Below are 19,712 nucleotides of genomic sequence, written 5' to 3'. Positions count from 1 at the left end.
GCGGCGGTTTTCTCTTGGGTCGGCGCATGCTAGAGGCCCAGCACCGATCCGGCGCGAGCAAGTCATGACCCTGCCCACCATTGTCAGTTTCTGGCACGGCCCCCTGAGCTGGCTCGAAGTGCTGTGCATCACCGCCTTCCGCAGGCGCGGCCATCCGGTCCATGTCTATTCTTATGAACCCATGGAAACGCTGCCCGAGGGCTCCGAATGGCGCGATGCGCGGCACGTGCTGCCGCGCGAAAAGCTGGTTTTCTACAAGGGCAAGGGCACGCCGGGCGTGTTCTCGGACCACTTCCGCTATGCGGTGCTGCGCATGAGCCTCGGTGTCTATGCCGATCTCGACGTCTACTGCGTCAAGCCCATCGAGGGGCCGCCCGACTACCTCTTCGCCTGGGAGCGGCCCGGCTCGGTCAATGGCGCGGTGCTGCATATCCCGGCGCATGCGCCGTTGCTCGACGATCTCATCGCCATTTTCGAAAAGACTAAAAGGCCGCTCCTCGAACCGCACCTGCCGCCGATGCGGCGCATGGAAGTGGCAATCCGCAGGCTGGTCGGCGACCGGGTAACGCCCGAGCATATGCAATATGGTGCCACCGGCCCGATGGCCCTGACCCACTATGTCGCCGCCCATGGCCTCAACGGCCAAGTTCGCCCTGCGGCGACCTTCTATCCCGTCCCCTATGAGGGCATACCGGCACTGATGAAGGCGGGATCGAGCCTTGAAACAGCGGTGACGCCGGAAACGCTGGGCATTCACCTCTGGCGCAGCCAACTGACCGATCGCGGCCGCGCCGGCCTGCCGCTACCGGAGACGGGCAGTGCGCTGGCCGCCCTCTGCGCCGCCGAAGGACTGGATCCCGGTTCTGTCCGTTAGCGGGCGAGCCGCAGGCGCTTGAGCCAGCGACGCTTCCAGCGGTGGCGGGCAAAGCGGTAAAAGAGGTCATTGGTCATGACGTGGCGGTAGAGCCGCGCAAAGGCCACGGCCTGGAACAGGCCAACCAGCACGCCCCAGGGCTTGCTCTTGCCGGTATAGTGCAGGATGGCTGGGTCGAAACATTCATGCGAAGCGCGGGCGTGGATGGTGTTCCAGCGCCAGGGCAGTTTCAGCCAGCGGCCCCTGAAGATCAGGTTGAGCAGATCCTGGTCATAATAGATGCGCTGCATGACGCCGGAGGCGAGATAGGCCTCCATGCGGCCGATAATATCGGCCTCGCGCCACTGCTGGAGATCAATCACCACCATGCCGGCATTGAAGTAGTAGTCGGCCATATTGAAGAGGTCGGCATTGCCGCGCAAATCCTTGCCGCCGGTAATAATGTCGCCGATCGTGTCGCGCACCGCGGCGATGGCATTGCCTTCGAGATCAAGGTCGAAGAGCCAGGCCACGTCATCGCGCACCAGCATGTCGCAGTCGAGATAGAGGATGCGCTCCACGTCGGGACCGACCAGGCGGTCGATCATCAGCCTTGCATAGACGATGTTGGAGAGCCGCTTGTTCTCCGGCATGCGCGCGGCAATGTCGCGGAACATTTCGGACTGGTCGAGATCGTACCAGAAGAGTTTGACCGGGAATTCGTCGGCAATGGCGGCGAGATCGGCCTTGTGCTCGTCGGTCAGCGTCCGGTGACAGAGGTGAAATACCAGCTCCTCGCGCCGATGCGTGAACAGGCACACCGAACGCATGGTGGCAAAGGCCGGCGCCCAGAAATTGTCGTCAAAGGTCAAAGCAATATGCATGGCCATTTCTGCGCCCCCGCTCCGGTCTGCCGCACCCCTGCGGAGCCGGACGGGCTCGCTTTTTCATGCCCGAGGGCCAGCGTCAACACTCATTCGGTCGCACTGACACCGGCGGGCAGTTCGGCCAGATCGTCCCCCTCGACCATGCCGGCCAGCAGCGAATAGACCAGATCGGTGTCACCGAAGATCTCGTCGGGATTGATGAGGTCATGCGGCAGGTGATTGGAGAATTCGATTGCCCGCACCACCACGTCCTGTCCGTTCTCGCGCCAGCTGTCGACCAGACGCCGGGTCAGCTCGTTGCTGACGGCAAAATCGGCCTCGTTGAGCAGCACCGAGATCGCCTCGGCGGAAGGCGGAATGGTTTCGGCATCGAGCATGACCGAATAGCCCAGCCGCATGATCTCGGCCAGGGTATGGGTCGATGGGCGGGGGGAGGGAAAAGCAGGGGCCACCTCGGTCGAGGGGGCGAGCGGATTGATCCAGAACACCATATCCGGCAGCGACAATACCAGGTTGATGGCGGCATGGGTGGCCCAGGGCGGGATGACATAGGGCCCGAGGAAGGGCGAGACGGGAATGGCCTCGGCGACATCGGCGCGGTTCTGCGCCGCCCAGGTGGTGGTGGTCCCGCCCGCCGAAAGCCCAACCACGATAATCCGCTCACCCAGCCCGCCGGCCAGATCGACGGCGCCATTGGCAAGGTCGACAAGATGCTCGGCCGTCAGCTCGGTCAGCGACAGCGTATCGGGATCGGCCTCGCCATGGCCGTACATGCGCGGCAGATAGACATTGTAGCCGAGCTGGTAAATGCCCTGGGCCAGAGCCTCGCCCTGGGCCGGACAAGAGGTGAGGCCATGGAAAAACACGACGGCAATGGCGGTCTTGCTTCCGTGACCCTGCAATTGCGAAAAGCAGCGTTCATGCAGGCCCAGCGTCTCTTCCTGGGCATGCACGGCCTCGGCCATGGCCACGGCCTCCTCATAAGTGCTGGCCGGCGTTGTCGGGGATGGCCGCGTCGTCAGCCCCTCCACTGGGACCGGCTTGAGCGTCAGATAGGCAAAGCCTGCCGCCAGCGCCACGGCAAGAACGACAGTGAGGCCAGCGGCCAGCCAGCGCACTCGGCTCCAGAAGGGTGATTCCTGGCTGCGCACGAAGAGCTTGGCGGCGCCGGTCGGACTGAGCGAGGACAGGCTCCATGCGCCAAAGAATCCCAGCAGACCCATGCAGATCGTCGCCGGAAATCCCGTGGTCATGACCCCGAGGATGGTGACCCACAAGATGCTGTCGAACCCGCCCTGGGGCATATAGGCCGGAGCCCAGATGCGCCCGGCCAGTTCGTCTAGGGTGAGGATGACGGGATAGGCGAGGATGGTTGCCAGCACGCCGGCCCCGGCGCCGGCCAGGGGTTTGACCCGCGACCAGTTGGGCATCAGCACCAGCCAGACCAGCCAACCACAGAAGAAGGCACCGGCGAAGTAGACCGTCCAGGGTATGGCGCCGGTCTGGTCAAATCCCGCTCCGCCGATGCGGAAGCCGAGCAGCGGCACGAGGGCCAGCACAGTCAGGGCGAAGGCCAGCCCCGCCAGTACGGTCCAGAGAAAGTAGGGCGTATTGCGGGCGGATTGGGCTTGTTCCACGAGCGTCATGCTGAGGCACCATGTTTCGGGTGGGCGTCATGGAGCGCAGCCCGTAAGGACGGCACCCTCGGTGTCGGGCCAGCGAAGCGGTCCTGGCGCCGTAGCGGCCCGCCGGCCTGCCGTTTGTAGGCCTGGCTCATGTCACGGCTGCGCTCCCCCGGTGGGCGCGGCCGCAACCATGTCCAGCAGCACGGGATAGACCACTTCGGTATTGGCGTCGGCCTGACGCGGATCGACGATATCGTGGGGCAGGCCCAGCTCTTCGGGCAGCATGCGGTAGTCGGGTATGGCACCTTCGCGCTGCCAGTTGGCGGCCAGCGCCTGGGCCTGTGGATTGCTGATCGAGCGGTCCGCGCCGTTGAGCAGCATGCCCAGATGCGTCGCCGCGGCCGGTCCCACGCCTGCGGCGTCGGAGACGATAATGCCAAGGCGCATGACCTGGCCTAGAGCCTGCGTGGCAAAGCGCGGATAGGCATAGTCCATGGGCGGGCTGGCATAGGGGTGGCTCGGATCCCACCACATCATCATGTTGGGCAGGATGAGCAGCAGGTTGGTGCCGGCGCGCACCGCCCAGCCGGGAAGGCCACCGGGCGAGAGGAAGGGCGCCGTTGAGACCGCGCTGGCAATATCGGCGTCGAACTGGCCGTGATAGGCGGTGATCGTGCCCCCGGCCGAAAGGCCCAGTACCACGACATCGTCGCCCAGGCCATGCGCCATGGCCGTCGCCGTTTTGGCGGTGGTGACGAAATCCTCGGCGGTGACATCTGCCAGCGCCAGGGTCAGCGGATCGGCCGCGCCATGGCCAGGCAGGCGCGGCACCAGCACATTGTAGCCCTGGTCGAACAACAGCGGCGCCAGTTCCTCGGCCTGGGCCGGGCAATTGGTCAGGCCATGGTAGAAGATGACCACCCGCTCGACCTTGCGCCCATGGGTGAGAAGGCTGCTCTTGCAGCGGGGATTGAGATCCATACCCGCCTCCTCGGCCTCAATCCGGGCGAAAGCGGCCATGGCCTCGTCGTGCGTGGTGGCTGGCGCCGGGAAAGACGACGCTTCGAGCGCCCGGACCGGCAGGAAGGTGAGAAGGACAAAGCTCAGCATCAGCAGCAGCACGAAGCCGATGACGATATAGCTCAGGATGCGGATGATGCGGCCCGCCAACGACGGCTTACGCCGCACGCCATCGGCCGAGACGGGAGAAGTCCAACCTTCGATGGCACCGGCAATGATCCCGGCCACCGCCAGCAGCAGGCAGGCGGCAAAGCCGGTGGTGACGAGGGCCAGGAGTGATGTGAGCAGTGTTTGCACAACCCGCGCGAAGAAGGCGGTGGCTTCGGAGCCGGCCTGCCAGTCGGCCTGGAAAAACTCGGCAATGAGCAGCACGACGGGATAGGACAGGCAGGCGACGATGACGCCGGCGACGCCTCCCCGACGGATGGAATTGCCACCCGGCCTGGCGGGCAGCAGCGCCCAGACCAACCAGCCCATGGCAAAGACACCACTGAACAGCGTCGCCGCGGTGAGACCGCCCCCGTCGCTGGCGGCATTCCAGCGCACATCGACGCCGGCCAGGGGCGCAACGCCCAGTGCCACCAGTGCCAGGAAAAGGCCGGCGAACAGACTGTGATACCAGGGGCGGCGAAGTTCGGGACCGGAGACGTCTACACTCATCATGCCACCCATTTTAGGACGCAACCGAGACTGCTCGGGGGACGATAGAACCGCCCGAAAAGCCTGTCCCCACCCATCTGTGCCTATCGCGGCCACCCAAAAAGCGTCCGGCCGCAACCGTTTCGCGTCGCGTGCATTCTCTTACTTGCGAATGACTTGCAATTGCACTACCTCTGTCACCACCCCATCTGGAGTTGTTCATGCGCCGCCGCCTTGTTACCGCCCTTCTGATTGCCACACCGCTTGCGCTTGCCCTGCCGGCAAGTGCGCAGGACCGGATCAAGGCGGTCACCAGTTTCACCATCCTGGCCGATATGGCGGCCAATGTGGCGGGGGATGCGGCGGATGTGGTTTCGATCACCAAGCCCGGCGCCGAAATCCACAATTACCAGCCGACCCCGGGGGACCTGGTCGCGGCGCAGGACGCCGATCTGATCCTCTGGAACGGGCTCAATCTCGAGCAGTGGTTTGCACAGTTCCTCGACAATCTCCCCGACGTGCCCAGCGCTGTCCTGACCAGGGGGATCGAGCCGATCGGCATTGGTGAAGGCCCCTATGAGGGCAAGCCCAATCCCCATGCCTGGATGTCGCCCAGCGATGCGCTGGTCTATGTCGAGAATATCCGCGCCGCCTTCGTTGCCGCAGACCCGGCCAATGAAGGGACCTACAACGCCAATGCGGAAGCCTATTCGGCCCAGATCACCGCCACGGTGGAGCCGATCCGCGCAGCGCTGGCCGCCATTCCCGAGGAGCGGCGCTGGCTGGTCACCTCGGAGGGTGCCTTCTCCTATCTCGCCCGCGATTTCGGCCTCAGGGAACTCTATCTCTGGCCGATCAATGCCGACCAGCAGGGCACGCCCCGGCAGGTGCGCAATGTGATCGACGCCGTGCGCGAGAACCAGATCCCGGCCATCTTCTCGGAATCGACGATTTCCTCCAAGCCCGCCGAGCAGGTGGCGCGGGAAACCGGCATCACCTATGGCGGCGTGCTCTATGTGGACTCGCTCTCGGAGGCCGACGGTCCGGTTCCCACCTATCTCGACCTGCTTGAGGTCACCACCAGCACGATTGTCGCGGGTCTGGCGCCATGACCGTCCAACCGGGCCTTGTCGTTGACGACATCACCGTGGCCTATCGCAATGGCACGACGGCGCTCAAGCATGCCAGCTTCGTCGCCCCGCGCGGCTCGATCACCGCTCTCGTGGGCGTCAACGGCGCCGGCAAGTCGACCATTTTCAAGGCCATTATGGGTTTTGTGCCGCTCGTCTCGGGCGAGATCACCATTCTCGGCCAGGCCGGCCGGCAGGCGCAACGGCAGAACAGAATAGCCTATGTGCCCCAATCCGAGGACGTCGACTGGAACTTTCCCGTGCTGGTCGAGGACGTGGTGATGATGGGGCGCTTCGGGCATATGAACATGCTGCGCATCCCCCGTCCTATCGACCACGACAAGGTCGCGGCCGCGCTCGCCCGCGTCAACATGACGGACTTTTCCAAGCGCCAGATCGGCGAATTGTCGGGCGGGCAGAAGAAGCGCGTCTTTCTCGCCCGCGCCCTGGCGCAGGAGGGCGAGGTGATCCTTCTCGACGAGCCCTTTACCGGCGTCGACGTCAAGACCGAGGATGCCATCATCGCCCTGCTCCGGGCGCTGCGCGACGAGGGCAAGGTGATCCTCGTTTCCACCCACAATCTGGGTTCCGTGCCCGAATTCTGCGATCGTACCGTCCTGGTCAAGGGCACGGTTCTGGCGGCTGGCCCGACATCGGACGTGTTCACCCGCGAAAAGCTGGAAGAGGCCTTTGGCGGCGTGCTCCGGCATTTCGTGCTTTCGGGCCCGGGCCTGCATGCCGACGACGATCCGCGGCACCTCTCTGTCCTCACCGATGACGAGCGCCCGCTGGTGTTCTACGGCGAGGAGGGAAGGGAAACCCAGCAGAACCGCCGGGAGGACAATCCCTGATGGAGATCCTGCTCGAGCCCTTCGGCTATAATTACATGGTCAATGCCATGTGGGTCTCGGCCCTGGTGGGCGGCGTCTGTGCCCTTCTTTCGGCCTATCTGATGCTCAAGGGCTGGTCGCTGATCGGCGACGCCCTCTCCCACTCCATCGTCCCGGGCGTCGCCGGCGCCTATATGCTGGGCCTGCCCTTTTCACTGGGCGCCTTCATCTCGGGCGGCCTTGCTGCCGGGGCCATGCTGTTCCTCAGCCAGCGCACAAAGCTGAAGGAAGACGCCGTCATCGGCCTCATCTTCACGGGCTTTTTCGGCCTCGGACTGTTCATGGTCTCGGTGTCGCCGAGCTCTGTCGACGTCCAGTCGATCGTCCTTGGCAATATTCTCGCCATCACCCCGGAGGACACGCTGCAACTGGTCATCATCTCGGTAGTGACACTTGTTGTCATGCTGGTGATCTGGAAGGACCTGATGGTCACCTTTTTCGATGAAAGCCATGCAAGATCGATCGGCCTGCGGACCACATGGCTCAAGGCGATCTTCTTCACGCTGCTGAGCGCGGCAACCGTCGCGGCCATGCAGACCGTGGGCGCCTTCCTCGTCATCGCCATGGTCGTCACCCCCGGCGCCACGGCCTATCTGCTGACCGACCGCTTTGCGCGCCTTATCCTCATCGCCATCGCCTTGGGGGTCCTGACCTCCTTCATTGGCGCGTATCTGAGCTATTTCCTGGATGGCGCCACCGGCGGCATCATCGTGGTGCTGCAGACCATGGTCTTCCTGCTCGCCTTTGTCTTTGCCCCCAAGCATGGCTGGCTCGCCGCCCGCCGCCGCGTCGCCGAGGAGACCGCATGATGGACGGCGTTTCGCTATGGCAATGGCTGGCATGGCCCTTCCAGTTCCCCTTCATGGTGCAGGCCATGGTCATCGCGGTGCTGGTCGCGGTGCCCACGGCCCTGCTCTCGTGCTTTCTCGTGCTCAAGGGCTGGTCGCTGATGGGTGACGCCATCTCCCATGCCGTGCTGCCGGGCGTCGTCATCGCCTATATTGTGGGCCTGCCGCTGGGCCTCGGCGCCTTCATTGCCGGCATGGTCTGCGCGCTGTCGGTGGGGTTCCTCAAGGAAAATTCCCGCATCAAGGAAGACACGGTCATGGGCGTGGTGTTTGCCGGGCTGTTTGGCCTCGGCATCGTGCTCTACACGGCCATCACCACGGATGTGCATCTGGACCACATCCTCTTCGGCAACATGCTGGGCGCCAGCGCTGACGACATCCTGCTGGCCCTCACCATTGCCGCCCTGGTCGTGGGCGTGGTCCTGGCCAGGTGGCGTGACCTGATGCTGTTCATCTTCGATCCGCAGCAGGCCGGCGCCATGGGTCTCAATACCCGTCTCTTGCATTATGGGCTGCTGGCACTGATTTCCCTGACCATTGTGGGCGCGTTGCAGGCCGTGGGCATCGTCCTGGTCATCGCCCTTCTCATCGCGCCCGGCGCCATCGCCTTCCTCATCACGCGCCGATTTGGCGTGATGCTGTTTGTGGCGACCGGCGTCTCCGTGGGATGCAGCCTGGTCGGGGTCTATCTCAGCTTCTTCCTCGACAGCGCTCCGGCCCCTACTATCGTGCTGTTGATGAGCGTCTCGTTTATCGTCGCCTTCGTCCTGACGCAGCGGCGGACCGTGGCGGCGGTCTAGGGCTAGCCACCTTATCCCCGTCGCCCCGCCGCACCGCAAACTGGCCCCAGCAAAACCCTGGAGCCTTTCATGACCGAGACAGCCCGCCTTTCCCTGCCCTTCATCATGGCCGGGCAGGCCCTCAAGCACATAACCCACAATGACGCCCTCAACCGGCTCGACGCGCTGGTGCAGCCGGTGGTGGAAAGCGCCGCGCTCACCACTCCACCCCTGACCCCGCTGCCGGGCGAAGCCTGGATCGTCCCAGTGGGCGCAACCGGCGCCTGGGCCGGGCATACGAACGAAATCGCCGCCTGGCAGGACGGCGCCTGGTCCTACCATGATCCGGCCGAGGGCTGGCAGGTGTTTGAGCGGGCCAGTGATACGCTGCGCATTTTTTCCGGTACGGACTGGGTCATCGTTGCGGCCACCGGTTCGGGCCTGCCGCAACTGGGCATCAATGCCAGCGCCGACGGCACCAATCGCCTTTCGGTATCGGCGGCCGCGACACTGCTCAACCATGCCGGTTCCGGGCATCAGCTCAAGCTCAACAAGGCAGCCAGCAGCGACACGGCGAGCCTGCTGTTCCAGTCGAACTGGTCGGGCCGGGCCGAGATGGGCCTCATGGGCGACAGCAATTGGCGCATCAAGGTGAGCCCCGACGGCGCGGCGTGGACCGATGCCGTGACCCTTGATGCCAGCACCGCCACCATGACCGTGGCAGGCATCCTGCGGCCCGCAGGCGACAACACCCACACCCTGGGCGCCAGTGGCGCGCGCTGGTCTTCCGTGTGGTCGGCAACCGGCACGATCCAGACGTCCGATCTGAGACACAAGACAGAAGTCACGACCAGCGATCTCGGCCTCGATTTCATCCGCCTGCTGGAGCCGGTCCGTTTCCAGTGGCAGGGTGGAGATGCCCGGCGGCATTATGGTCTCATTGCCCAGCAGGTGGCTGAAGTGGCGGCACGGCTCATGGTGGATTTCGGCGGCCACGTGCTGGCCGACCCCGACGATGCCGACAGCCAGCAGGCCCTGCGCTATGACCAGTTCATCGCCCCGCTGGTAAAAGCCGTGCAGGAACTGGCGGAACGCGTGGAAGCGCTGGAGGAGCGCTGAACCGCGTTTTCCGTCTGACGATGTCGATTGCTGAAGCCGCCATTCGTCACAGAGGTGGCAGGCCGGGAAACCGTCTGCCAGCTCAGGCGTTTGCGAGACAATGACAAGGAGAAAGCCCATGCCCTATATCGATGGAATGGTCACCGCCGTGCCCAGGGCCAATCGTCAGGCCTATATCGACCATGCCAGCAAGGCGGCCGACCTGCTCAAGAGCTGGGGCGCCACGCGGGTCGTGGAAAACTGGGGCGAAGACGTGCCCCACGGGCAGAACAACGACTTTTACGGCGCTGTGCAGGCCAAGGATGACGAAGTCGTGGTGTTTTCCTGGATCGAATATCCCGACAAGGCCACGCGCGACGCGGCAATGCAGAAGATGATGGCCCCAGAGGCCATGGCCGAATTCGGAGACATGCCCTTCGACGGCCGCCGCATGATTTTTGGCGGGTTCGAGACGCTGTTTTCGAAGTAGGACTTCCCGCGCACCTAGCGCGACGCCCTTCCTTGACGGGGAGGGCTGGGGAGGCGTGTTTCAGGAGCATCCGGCATGTCGTAGCACTCCCGCCCACCTCCCCTGCCAAGGGGGAGGTGCAGGCCGGCGGAATGGTTCGGCACGTTTAGCGCGGCGCCCTCTTGGCGAGGATGCGCTGCAGGGTGCGGCGATGCATATTGAGGCGGCGCGCCGTCTCGGAAACATTGCGGTCGCACAATTCGTAGACGCGCTGGATATGCTCCCAGCGTACCCGATCGGCCGACATCGGGTTTTCCGGCGGCTCGGGCTTATCCTCGCCGGTGGCGAGAAGCGCATTGATCACATCATCGGCATCGGCGGGTTTGCTGAGGTAATCCATGGCGCCCAGCTTCACCGCGGTCACGGCGGTGGCGATATTGCCATAGCCGGTGAGGACCACGGCGCGGGCATCGGCCCGCTTCTGGTGCAGGGCCGAGACCACATCCAGCCCATTGCCGTCTTCGAGTCGCAGATCGACCACGGCATAGGCGGGCGGGCGCTCGAGCACCGCTGCGAGGCCTTCGGCAACCGATCCGGCCACGCGCACTTCAAAGCCCCGCCGCGCCATGGCGCGTTCAAGGCGGCTCAGGAAAGCTGCGTCGTCATCGACAAGCAAGATGCTTGGATCGGCAGCCAGAAGGTCTTCGATCGTATCCATGGCCTCTCCAATATGCCTTTGCGCACAATCCGTCAAAACCCAGCGATGGCATTAGGCCAGTGCGCTGCGCGGCCAGGTGACGCGGACCCTCGCATGGCCGGTGGGTTCGGCATTGTCGAAAGTGAGGCGCGCGCCCGTTCGTTCCAGCAGCGTCTTGGCGATGAAGATGCCAAGGCCCAATCCCCCCGGCTGATGCGCATCGCTGCCGCCCGGATCGCGCGGGCGGCTCGTGAGATAGGGCTCGCCCAGCCGGGCAATGAGTTCGGGCGCAAAGCCCTTGCCGTCATCGACGATGGAAACGCTGATCGTCTGCGGGTCCCAGCTCGATTCAATGCGCACCGTCTGGGCCGCGAAATCGGTGGCATTCTCGATGATATTGCCCAGCCCATAGAGCAGGCCAACACTGCGCGGAAAGACCGGCGGGGGACCGGATGTATTGGCCGCATCGAAGAGGATGACCTTGCCGCGCCCTTCATGGGGACGCGCGACTTCGTCGAGAATGTCGGTCAGCGGCGCCTCGGCAAAGAGATCGGCCGGTTCGCTGCCCAGATTGCGCAGCTTGGCGAGGATGGCCCGGCAGCGCGCCGCCTGGGCGATGATCAGTTCCACGTCTTCAGCCAGGGCCGAATTCTTCTCCACCTCGGCCCGCATTTCCTTGGCGGCCAGGGCAATGGTGGAGAGCGGCGTGCCCAGTTCATGCGCCGCCGCGGCGGCAAGCCCGTCGAGGGCAGACAGCTGCTCGCGCCGCGACAAGGCCAGTTCGGTGGCCGCCAGCGCGTCGGCAATCTGGCGGGCGTCATGGGCGACACGATTGGTATAGGCCGAGATGAAGACGACGCCGCAGATGATCGAGACCCAGATGCCGATGACATAGATGCGGTTGAACAGGATGCGTTCGCCCGGCTCCCAGGGCAGAGGCAGATGCATGACCGCCAGCACCGAGGCGATCATGGCGGCGAGCAGCGCCACGAGAAAGGCCTGACGCTGCGGCAGCGACGTGGCCGACACCGAAACCGGCGCCAGCAGCAGCAGCGCGAAGGGGTTTTCAAGCCCGCCCGTCAGCGCCAGCAGCCCGCCCAGCTGGCACAGGTCGAAGGCCAGTTGCAGGGCGGCAACCCGGGAGGAGAGGCGATAATGGGGATCAAAGCGCAGCGTGAGGCCGATATTGAGCCCCGCCGAGAGCCCGATCAGCATCAGGCACGCCATCAATGGCAATGGGAAGCCAAGGCCCCAATTGACGAAGAGAACACCGATGGTCTGGCCGATCACCGCCAGCCAGCGCAGCAGGACCAGGGTCTGCAGCCGGAGCGGACGCCAATGCGCTGGCAGGGGCAGGCTAGTCGAGGTTTCGGCGTTCATGCCGGGCTCCATGGGCGTATGCGGCAGACTTCAACTGTGGCGCATAGGTAGGCTCGCGCCTCATTTCAAGCGCAAAAAATCGACAGGCACATGCTTGATCCTGACGTTGGGCGGGCCATCTGAGACTCATCGTGACTGGGAGTCGAAACACAATGACCACTGCAATCATCAAACCTCAATGGTCGCCTTTGACCATAGCCCTCATGGTTCTGGGCTTCATCATCTTCTGGCCCCTGGGTCTGGCCGTCCTCGGCTACATCCTGTGGGGTGAAAAGTTCGGCGGCTCTGCGGAGCAGGCTCAACGCTACTGGAACAAGGGATGCTCTTTCGTGCGCAGCAATACCAAAACCAACGGCTTTGGCCGTACCGGCTTCACCCAATCGTCCGGCAATGCCGCCTTTGACGAATACCGCGCAGAACAGCTCAAGCGCCTCGAGGAAGAACGCGCCCGTCTCGACGCCGAGGTAGACGCCTTCCACGAATACATGGCCAACCTCAACAAGGCCAAGGATCGTGAAGAGTTCGATCGCTTCATGAACGAGCATCGCGGCAATCGCCAGGGTTTTGGCGACAAGCCCAACGACCAGAACAACTGGGGCAATAACGGCCAGTAACGGCCGGCCCCCAGGCCTTCCCTGCCTCCAACGGCAAACTGGCGCCCTGCAAGGGGCGCCTTTTTCGTTGGGATCGCTTGCCTCACGCACCCCACCCTTGATCCCTCCCCACAAGGGGGAGGGGGACGATGAACACTGACGTCGCGGCCCTGCGCATCCCTTCCCTTGATGGGGAGGGAACGAGGGTGGGGTGAGCGGTCGGGGCCAGGGTCACGGTTTCGTTTCGGCAACGGAAACGCCCTTCGGGCCGAGCCCGAATCCCCTATAATGAGCTCCATGTTTTCTTTCCTGCGCCAGCGCACACTCACGCCCCCCTCGGCGACCCAGATCGAGATTGACGGCGTGGCGGTGCGCATTGCCGTCAAGGTCAGCGCGCGGGCGCGCAGCTTCCGCCTGTCGCTGCCGGCCTCGGGCCCGCTGCTGACCCTGCCGGACGGCGCACGCTGGGCCGACGCCGAGGCGTTCCTGCACCGCCACCGCCACTGGCTGGCAGCCCGCCTGCCGCGAGCGGCGCAGGCACAGCGCCTCGAAGCGGGCGCAACCATTCCCCTGCGCGGCGTTCCGCACCTTGTCGTAGCGACCGGGGCGCTGCGGGGTCGGGTGGCCATCGCCCATACGCCCGATGGCCCGATCCTGCGCGTGCCGGGCGATGACGCCCACCAGCCGCGTCGCCTCTATGACTGGCTCAAGAAGGAAGCGCTGGACGAACTCACCGCCCGGAGCGCACACCACGCCGCGCGGCTGGGTGTCACCGTCAGGCAGGTGCGGCTCAGAAGCCAGTCAAGCCGCTGGGGGTCCTGCTCGTCCACGGGCAATATCAACTACAACTGGCGGCTGATCCTGGCGCCGTCGCATGTGCTCGACTATGTCGCCGCCCATGAAGTGGCGCATCTGGTCGAGATGAACCATTCCGACGCCTTCTGGGCGACAGTCGAGCGGACCCTGCCCGATATGGGGCGAGGCAAAGCGTGGCTAAAAGCACACGGTCGCGAACTGATGGCGTGGCAGGCGCCCGGCGTGGAGGGTTAGGGCCGCTCCTGCCCCGATCCTGCCGCAATCGCCGCGGTATCAGGAACGCATGCGTCACCTCGTTGCCCTTATCGCTGTTCTGTTCACCTTTGCCACCGTCACGGGCACGACGGTCGCGCACGCGCATCGCTATGTCTCCACCCCTATCGTGGTGCTCAACCACGTGGACGAGGAGAACAGGGCGATCCCCGTCGTGGTGGAAATCCAGCGCGGGCAGATCGATCTCGGCGCCGGCATCATGATGCCCTTTGCCGGGCATCACGCCATTGGCGTCACCGCGCCCGCTCTGCCGGTGCCGCCCGCCAATGCGGCGCCCGAACCGGCCCTCCATGCCGCTGGCACATCCTGGACCGGCACCTTGCTGCTGCGCCCGCCCATAAGCGCCTGAGCCTTTCAGAAAAAGCCATAAAACAAGCTCAGCGCCCAATTGGGCCAAGGATGAATTCATGTCTATCGTTCTCGACGCGACCCTGTCGCGCCGCACTGTTCTGGCTGGCCTGTCCAGCCTTGCCGCCCTGGCTCTGGCCGGCTGCTCGACCACCGGCACGCCGCGCGTGTCCAGTGCCGCCGCCCCGGTCCGACCAACCATTCCGGCCGAGATTCTGGCGCTCTATGCCGCCCGCCCGGAAGAGGAATATCCGGTTCCCGCGGCCGACATCTCCCAGATGGACCCGATCTACTGGCGCCAGGAAGTCGACAATGTCACCGGCCAGCCCGAAGGCCGGGTGGTGGTCGATACAGCCAATTACTTCCTCTATTTCACCATGCCCAATGGACGGGCCATGCGCTATGGCGTGGGCCTGGGGCGTGCCGGCTTTGAATGGAGCGGCGAGGGTCACATTGCCTATAAGCGCAAGTGGCCGGTCTGGACCCCGCCGGCGGAGATGATCACCCGCCAGCCGGAGCTGGAAATGTATCGCCATGGCCAGCCGCCTGGCCTGCTCAATGCCCTGGGCGCCCGGGCGCTCTATATCCACCAGGGCAATCGCGACACGCTCTACCGCATCCATGGCACCATGGACGTGGCGACCATCGGCCATGCCGTGTCCTCGGGCTGCGTGCGGCTGCTGTTCCAGGACGTCATGGATCTCTATGACCGCGTCCCCAATGGCGCGAAGATCGTGGTGCTGTAGCCAGCCCCGACGCACCTGAAAAGCCCCGGCACGTGCCGGGGCTTTTTTATTTGACCGGGACGCAGCAGGACACGACATGTCCCTCGGCCACGGCCCCGTCCTGGGGCTCGACCCGAGGACCACTCCCACCATCCACGATGCAGTGGGAGGCCCCCGGATCAAGTCCGGGGGCGGTTCCTGTACCGGGTCAGATCCACCAGTGTCATCCCGGCCAAGGCCGGGATCTCAGGCTGGGCCCCGGCTTTCGCGGGGGTGAGAGACGGCTTGGCAGACTGAAACCCTATCCTATCCGCCGCGCAGCTCCGTCCCCGGGCTCACCCCGAGGACCAATTCCAGCATTCGCGATGTGGCGACAGGCCCTCGGATCAAGTCCGAGGGCGGCGTGGTGGATGAACGATCCGCAAGGCCCTCCGTACCCACGGCGTCATCCCGGCGAATGCCGGGATCCATGTAGGAATTTCGAGGCACACTCCGGGCCTGAAACCACTGCCGTCTGGCAAACGGACCAGGGAGTAGCGCATAAACAAAAAGCCCCGGGATCGCTCCCGGGGCTTTTCATGACCTAGCGTCCAGCGCCTAGTTCTGTTCGCCGCCGAAGATCAGGTCCATCAGGGTGCGCTGACGCTGGGGTTCCTGGTAGACCTGCTGGGGTTGCGCCTGGACCTGACCGGGCGGGATGATCTGGCCCTGCGGAACCGCCTGCTGGGTCGCAGGAGCGCTGGGCACCCAGACCTGCTGGCCAGTGGCAGGATCGACGATCAGCACCATGGGCAGACCGGTTTCGGGATCGATCGGCGCCTGATTGGCGAAACCGGCATTGGGGTCCTGCTGCAGCGGGAAGCCGGTGACCGGATCGATGGCCTGGCCATTGGCGTCATATTGAACGATCTGGCCCTGGTCGATCGGCATGCCGGTATTGGGATCGATCTGCTGGACCGGCAGGCCGGTGGCCGGATCGATCTGCTGCTGGATCGGCATTCCGGTGGCCGGGTCGATCTGCTGGATGGGCTGGCCCGTGGCCGGATCGATCGTGGTGCCGAGCGGCGCGGTGGCCGTCTGCTGGCCGCCGATGGGGGTCAGACCCTGCATCGGCATGCCGGTGGCCGGATCGATGGCCACGATCTGGCCGGTGGCCGGATCGGTCGTGGTCTGGACCGGCTGGCCGGTGCCGCCATCGACATATTGCACCTGCGGCTGGCCGGTCACCGGATCGATCACCGGCAGGCCGGTATTGGGATCGACAAGCTGCTGGGCGATGAGCTGGCCAGCATAGGAGCCGCCCGGAATGGGGGCGGGCGAGCGGCCTTCATGGGCCTTGGTCATGAACTCGGACCAGATGGTGGCCGGCACATTGCCGCCCGACAGCGTGGTCTTGGTGTCATTGTCATTGCCCAGCCACACGCCTGTCACCATGGACGAAGTATAGCCCACAAAGAGCGCGTCGCGGGCGTTCTGGCTGGTACCGGTCTTGCCGCCGAAATCCCAGCCACCCAGATTGGCGCCACGGCCCGTGCCCACCTCGACGGCGGTCTTGAGCATGTCGTTCATTTCGGAGAGCACGTTGGGATCGATCACCCGGCCGGGGCCGGCCGTCGAGGCTTCGTAGAGGACGTTGCCCTCGACATCGGAAATCTTGGTGATGACATTTGGAATGACGCCATTGCCGCCATTGGCGAAGGGGGCATAGGCGCTGGTCAGCTCCAGGAGGTTCACTTCCTGCGTGCCAAGGGCGATCGAGGGCACGGGCGTGAGGTTAGAGGAAATGCCCATGCGCATGGCCACTTCGACCACCTTTTCGGGGGTCACGTCGATGGCGAGGCGCCCGGCAATGGTGTTGAGCGAATAGGCCAGGCCCTGGCGCAGCGTCACCGTGCCGGCATATTTGCCATTGGCATTGCGCGGACTCCAGCCATTGTAGTCAAACTGGGCGTCCTCGGCCAGGGTATCGGGCGTATAGCCCTTTTCCATGGCAGCGAGATAGACAAAGGGCTTGAAGGTCGAGCCGGGCTGGCGCTTGGCGGTCACCGCGCGATTGTACTGGCTGGCCTGGTAGTCGACGCCGCCCACCATGGCGCGCACGGTGCCGTCGACATCCATGGCCACCAGCGCGCCCTGGCTGAAGCCGCGCTTGGGGCCCTCATTGGCCACCTGTTCCTTGACGATGAACTCGGCGTCCTTCTGCATCTTGTAGTCGATCGTGGTCTGCACCACGACGTCGCTCTTAATGTCGCCGATATAGGCGGTCATCAGGCTTTCGACCCAGTCGGCGACATAGGATTCCGAGCCCGCCACCACGGTGCGCACCGTCTGGTTGGGGTCGATGCGCGCCGCATTCGCTTCCTCGGCAGAGATATAGCCTTCCTGCGCCATGGCATTGAGCACGAGGCGCTGGCGCTCCTTGGCGACGTCAGGATTGGTCTTGGGATTATAGGCGGACGGCGCGGGCAGGATGCCCACCAGCATGGCCGACTGGCCAAGCGAGAGATTGCGGGCCGAGACACCGAAATAGGTCTGGGCCGCCGCCTCGATGCCATAGGCCCCGGCGCCGAAATAGACGCGGTTCATGTAGAGTTCGAGGATTTCTTCCTTGGTGAAATTCTGTTCGAGCCAGACCGCGAGAATGGCCTCCTGCACCTTGCGACCGAGGGTCTGGTCGGGCGTGAGGAAGAGGTTCTTGGCCACCTGCTGGGTCAGGGTCGAGGCGCCGCGCGTGACTTCGCGCGCCTGCACCGATTCCACCGCCACGGCCAGCAGACCGATGGGGTCGACGCCGAAATGGCTCATGAAGCGCCGGTCTTCCGAGGCGATGAAGGCCGCCGGCACATATTGGGGCAATTCGCGGAAGGTCACGGCTTCGCCGCCGGTCTGGCCGCGATTGGAAATGAGGCTCCCATCGGCCGCGAGAATGCGGATATTGGGCGGACGCTCGGGAATGGCCCAGGTATTGGATGCGGGCAGCTGGGCGCCGTAGTAGACGACGACGGCAATGGCGGCGAGTCCACCCCAGAGGCAGGCGACAAAGCCCCACCAAAGCAGGCCCATGAGAAAGCCGCCCGAACGCGAGCGGCGCTTTTTCGGGCGTGCGACTTCGGCCTTGCCCTTGCGTTGTGGTTTCCTGGCCTTGGGTGGCTTGCCGCCGCCCCCGCCACCGCTCCGGCCCTCGGGACGCACGTCATCGACCGAGAAGGCCATGGTCTGGCCCATCATGGTCGGCTCGACGCGCTCACCCTTGCCCGCCGCACGGGCCTGGGGCTTGTTCTGGCGGTCCTTGGAGGCGCCAACGCGGTCATCGGCCGAAATGCGAAAATCCATCAGGCAAACCTAAGCGGAAAAGGGATCCAAGCTGCTTTTACCCTGTTCGCCCAGTTAGGGAAACACATGGTCACCGGGAGGTTAAGATCGACCCAAACGTCTCACTCTGCCCAAGAGCACTCAGCAGCACATGGACAATGCTTCTCAGGGGCAAATGTGGCCGGTTTATGGGGGGAAATGCAGGTTTTGCGTCGCTGTGACAGCTTGGACACACCCCGCCTGGGCAAGGGTGGCAAGAACCCGTTCAGCCGTCTGCCGGTGCACCGCGTCGCGATCGACCCCGGCCGCATCCACAAAGAGATCATCAAGACCCTCTGGCACGCCATGGGCGGGCCGGTCGAGGAAGGTATAGTGGCCGACCGAAGGCCCGATATCCATCAGGGCAAAGCGCGGATTTTGGGCCATGAGCCAGTCGGCGCCGATGTCTGCCGGGGCCTCTTCATCCGCACCGCCCGAGATCAGCAGGGTCGGCACGGTGATCGCACTCAGGCTTTTCGGGGCAAAGGCGCGCACAGGCGGCGGCGGGGCGATGGCCACGATGGCGCGCACCCGTCTGTCCGAGAAATCCGCGTCCTGGCGCGCCCAGCTCTGCTGAAAAGCGCGTGATCGGTCCAGCAGATCGGGAATGTGGCGCGCGGCATCGGGCATTTCCCGGGGTCCCTGCGCCGGCACGCCCGCCGCAGCCGCCCAATCGGCATATCGCGCCATGCTGCCGCGCGCGCCCGCCAGTGCCAGCACGGCATAGCAGCCCAGCGAAAAGCCGATGGCGGACACGCGCGGCAGATCGAGCCGCCCGGCCAGCGGCCCTGCCGCGGCGAGGTGGGTCAGCAGGTTGGAGAGATCCGTCGCGCGCTCCCACCAACAGAGGAAGCCCTCCGGGCGATAGGCTTGGCTGGCGGTATTGCCATGATGGTGGGCGGCAATGGCAACCTGGCCTGAGGCGGCCATGGCCCGGGCCAGCCAGGCAAGGCTTTGCGGCGAACCGCCTGTGCCATGCGAAAGCAGAATAACGGGCAGGGCATTGCCGGGGACGAGGACGGCATCGCGCAGGACCGGACCCGGCTCAAACACCTGCCCGAGGCGCGACACGGGTTCACCTGTTCCGGCGGCCGCAGGATACCACGCTGTCCATGCGACGGGCCTTGGCCCGGCATTGTCCCAATCGCGGCGCGATCCGTCCGCGAACAGCCCATCCCTGATGCCGATCTGTGTCATTGGCTTCTCCAGGGCGACACCATCGCCCGCTGGGGCCCAGAATTTCAAGCGTCACGCGGCTGATCCACGCCATGCCTTGCCTCGGCCGCAAATC

The 19,712-nt window shown here is 64.7% G+C and carries 18 protein-coding genes; 11 read left to right on the top strand and 7 right to left on the bottom strand.

The genetic code is table 11. The features are described from left to right. Window positions 1–64: 64 nt before the first annotated feature. Complete coding sequence (locus MQW79_RS13930) at window positions 65–874, top strand: glycosyltransferase family 32 protein (RefSeq protein ID WP_476585068.1); 810 nt, start codon at window positions 65–67, stop codon at window positions 872–874. Here MQW79_RS13930 and MQW79_RS13925 read toward each other — a convergent pair. From MQW79_RS13925 to MQW79_RS13915, 3 genes are all read right to left on the bottom strand, one after another. Further along, window positions 871–1,743 (bottom strand): glycosyltransferase family 8 protein, encoded by an 873-nt coding sequence (locus MQW79_RS13925; protein WP_476585067.1) that lies wholly within the window; start codon window positions 1,741–1,743, stop codon window positions 871–873. The two genes, MQW79_RS13930 and MQW79_RS13925, sit on opposite strands and share 4 nt — an antisense overlap. A gap of 83 nt (window positions 1,744–1,826) precedes the next feature. Further along, window positions 1,827–3,386 (bottom strand): alpha/beta hydrolase, encoded by a 1,560-nt coding sequence (locus MQW79_RS13920; RefSeq protein WP_476585066.1) that lies wholly within the window; start codon window positions 3,384–3,386, stop codon window positions 1,827–1,829. 132 nt (window positions 3,387–3,518) lie between these two features. Then, the gene (locus MQW79_RS13915; RefSeq protein WP_476585065.1) at window positions 3,519–5,045 is read right to left on the bottom strand and encodes an alpha/beta hydrolase; all 1,527 of its coding nucleotides are present in this window, start codon (window positions 5,043–5,045) and stop codon (window positions 3,519–3,521) included. Between the two features lie 200 nt (window positions 5,046–5,245). On the opposite strand from MQW79_RS13915, the gene MQW79_RS13910 reads away from it, so the two are divergent. From MQW79_RS13910 to MQW79_RS13885, 6 genes are all read left to right on the top strand, one after another. After that, a complete protein-coding gene (locus MQW79_RS13910) occupies window positions 5,246–6,136 on the top strand; it encodes a metal ABC transporter substrate-binding protein (protein WP_476585064.1) in 891 nt (296 codons plus the stop codon). Further along, the gene (locus MQW79_RS13905; protein WP_476585063.1) at window positions 6,133–7,005 is read left to right on the top strand and encodes a manganese/iron ABC transporter ATP-binding protein; all 873 of its coding nucleotides are present in this window, start codon (window positions 6,133–6,135) and stop codon (window positions 7,003–7,005) included. The genes MQW79_RS13910 and MQW79_RS13905 overlap by 4 nt, the downstream gene beginning before the upstream one ends. Next, window positions 7,005–7,853 carry a metal ABC transporter permease gene (locus tag MQW79_RS13900; RefSeq protein ID WP_476585062.1) on the top strand — a complete coding sequence of 283 codons (849 nt, stop codon included), beginning with the start codon at window positions 7,005–7,007 and terminating at the stop codon, window positions 7,851–7,853. Before MQW79_RS13905 ends, MQW79_RS13900 begins: the two co-directional genes overlap by 1 nt. Further along, the gene (locus MQW79_RS13895; RefSeq protein WP_476585061.1) at window positions 7,850–8,692 is read left to right on the top strand and encodes a metal ABC transporter permease; all 843 of its coding nucleotides are present in this window, start codon (window positions 7,850–7,852) and stop codon (window positions 8,690–8,692) included. Before MQW79_RS13900 ends, MQW79_RS13895 begins: the two co-directional genes overlap by 4 nt. Before the next feature lie 69 nt (window positions 8,693–8,761). Further along, on the top strand, window positions 8,762–9,790 hold the full coding sequence (locus MQW79_RS13890) for a DUF2793 domain-containing protein (RefSeq protein WP_476585060.1): 1,029 nt from the start codon (window positions 8,762–8,764) through the stop codon (window positions 9,788–9,790). Window positions 9,791–9,908: 118 nt separating this feature from the next. Next, window positions 9,909–10,259, top strand: coding sequence for a DUF1428 domain-containing protein (locus tag MQW79_RS13885; RefSeq protein WP_476585059.1), 351 nt, complete (start codon window positions 9,909–9,911; stop codon window positions 10,257–10,259). Between the two features lie 145 nt (window positions 10,260–10,404). Here the strand turns inward: MQW79_RS13885 and MQW79_RS13880 are convergent, their stop codons facing one another. After that, complete coding sequence (locus MQW79_RS13880; RefSeq protein ID WP_476585058.1) at window positions 10,405–10,956, bottom strand: ActR/PrrA/RegA family redox response regulator transcription factor; 552 nt, start codon at window positions 10,954–10,956, stop codon at window positions 10,405–10,407. Between the two features lie 51 nt (window positions 10,957–11,007). Further along, window positions 11,008–12,315, bottom strand: coding sequence for an ActS/PrrB/RegB family redox-sensitive histidine kinase (locus MQW79_RS13875; RefSeq protein WP_476585057.1), 1,308 nt, complete (start codon window positions 12,313–12,315; stop codon window positions 11,008–11,010). Window positions 12,316–12,467: 152 nt separating this feature from the next. Between MQW79_RS13875 and MQW79_RS13870 the strand changes: the two genes are divergently transcribed. From MQW79_RS13870 to MQW79_RS13855, 4 genes are all read left to right on the top strand, one after another. Next, on the top strand, window positions 12,468–12,929 hold the full coding sequence (locus MQW79_RS13870) for a DUF2852 domain-containing protein (protein ID WP_476585056.1): 462 nt from the start codon (window positions 12,468–12,470) through the stop codon (window positions 12,927–12,929). Window positions 12,930–13,205: 276 nt separating this feature from the next. After that, the gene (locus MQW79_RS13865) at window positions 13,206–13,958 is read left to right on the top strand and encodes a M48 family metallopeptidase (protein ID WP_476585055.1); all 753 of its coding nucleotides are present in this window, start codon (window positions 13,206–13,208) and stop codon (window positions 13,956–13,958) included. 49 nt (window positions 13,959–14,007) lie between these two features. Then, window positions 14,008–14,346: a hypothetical protein gene (locus MQW79_RS13860; RefSeq protein ID WP_476585054.1), complete on the top strand. Its 339-nt coding sequence runs from the start codon at window positions 14,008–14,010 to the stop codon at window positions 14,344–14,346. A 58-nt stretch (window positions 14,347–14,404) separates the two neighbouring features. After that, window positions 14,405–15,091, top strand: a complete 687-nt coding sequence (locus MQW79_RS13855) for a L,D-transpeptidase (protein WP_476585053.1) — start codon at window positions 14,405–14,407, stop codon at window positions 15,089–15,091. Window positions 15,092–15,667: 576 nt separating this feature from the next. Here MQW79_RS13855 and MQW79_RS13850 read toward each other — a convergent pair. Next, a complete protein-coding gene (locus MQW79_RS13850) occupies window positions 15,668–18,403 on the bottom strand; it encodes a transglycosylase domain-containing protein (protein WP_476585052.1) in 2,736 nt (911 codons plus the stop codon). Between the two features lie 165 nt (window positions 18,404–18,568). Further along, the gene (locus tag MQW79_RS13845) at window positions 18,569–19,618 is read right to left on the bottom strand and encodes an alpha/beta hydrolase family protein (protein WP_476585051.1); all 1,050 of its coding nucleotides are present in this window, start codon (window positions 19,616–19,618) and stop codon (window positions 18,569–18,571) included. Window positions 19,619–19,712 lie beyond the last annotated feature (94 nt).

This window comes from Devosia sp. Micro-HW1, assembly GCF_056341075.1.
The sequence above is the reverse complement of the archived record's forward strand: the minus strand, read 5'-3'. Positions and strand labels throughout refer to the sequence as shown.

What these genes read in the sequence shown, in the direction of transcription:
- MQW79_RS13930 (WP_476585068.1), top strand. Translation starts at nt 65, where the DNA reads ATGACCCTGCCCACCATTGTCAGTTTCTGGCACGGCCCCCTGAGCTGG.
- MQW79_RS13925 (WP_476585067.1), bottom strand. Translation starts at nt 1,743, where the DNA reads ATGGCCATGCATATTGCTTTGACCTTTGACGACAATTTCTGGGCGCCG.
- MQW79_RS13920 (WP_476585066.1), bottom strand. Translation starts at nt 3,386, where the DNA reads ATGACGCTCGTGGAACAAGCCCAATCCGCCCGCAATACGCCCTACTTT.
- MQW79_RS13915 (WP_476585065.1), bottom strand. Translation starts at nt 5,045, where the DNA reads ATGAGTGTAGACGTCTCCGGTCCCGAACTTCGCCGCCCCTGGTATCAC.
- MQW79_RS13910 (WP_476585064.1), top strand. Translation starts at nt 5,246, where the DNA reads ATGCGCCGCCGCCTTGTTACCGCCCTTCTGATTGCCACACCGCTTGCG.
- MQW79_RS13905 (WP_476585063.1), top strand. Translation starts at nt 6,133, where the DNA reads ATGACCGTCCAACCGGGCCTTGTCGTTGACGACATCACCGTGGCCTAT.
- MQW79_RS13900 (WP_476585062.1), top strand. Translation starts at nt 7,005, where the DNA reads ATGGAGATCCTGCTCGAGCCCTTCGGCTATAATTACATGGTCAATGCC.
- MQW79_RS13895 (WP_476585061.1), top strand. Translation starts at nt 7,850, where the DNA reads ATGATGGACGGCGTTTCGCTATGGCAATGGCTGGCATGGCCCTTCCAG.
- MQW79_RS13890 (WP_476585060.1), top strand. Translation starts at nt 8,762, where the DNA reads ATGACCGAGACAGCCCGCCTTTCCCTGCCCTTCATCATGGCCGGGCAG.
- MQW79_RS13885 (WP_476585059.1), top strand. Translation starts at nt 9,909, where the DNA reads ATGCCCTATATCGATGGAATGGTCACCGCCGTGCCCAGGGCCAATCGT.
- MQW79_RS13880 (WP_476585058.1), bottom strand. Translation starts at nt 10,956, where the DNA reads ATGGATACGATCGAAGACCTTCTGGCTGCCGATCCAAGCATCTTGCTT.
- MQW79_RS13875 (WP_476585057.1), bottom strand. Translation starts at nt 12,315, where the DNA reads ATGAACGCCGAAACCTCGACTAGCCTGCCCCTGCCAGCGCATTGGCGT.
- MQW79_RS13870 (WP_476585056.1), top strand. Translation starts at nt 12,468, where the DNA reads ATGACCACTGCAATCATCAAACCTCAATGGTCGCCTTTGACCATAGCC.
- MQW79_RS13865 (WP_476585055.1), top strand. Translation starts at nt 13,206, where the DNA reads ATGTTTTCTTTCCTGCGCCAGCGCACACTCACGCCCCCCTCGGCGACC.
- MQW79_RS13860 (WP_476585054.1), top strand. Translation starts at nt 14,008, where the DNA reads ATGCGTCACCTCGTTGCCCTTATCGCTGTTCTGTTCACCTTTGCCACC.
- MQW79_RS13855 (WP_476585053.1), top strand. Translation starts at nt 14,405, where the DNA reads ATGTCTATCGTTCTCGACGCGACCCTGTCGCGCCGCACTGTTCTGGCT.
- MQW79_RS13850 (WP_476585052.1), bottom strand. Translation starts at nt 18,403, where the DNA reads ATGGATTTTCGCATTTCGGCCGATGACCGCGTTGGCGCCTCCAAGGAC.
- MQW79_RS13845 (WP_476585051.1), bottom strand. Translation starts at nt 19,618, where the DNA reads ATGACACAGATCGGCATCAGGGATGGGCTGTTCGCGGACGGATCGCGC.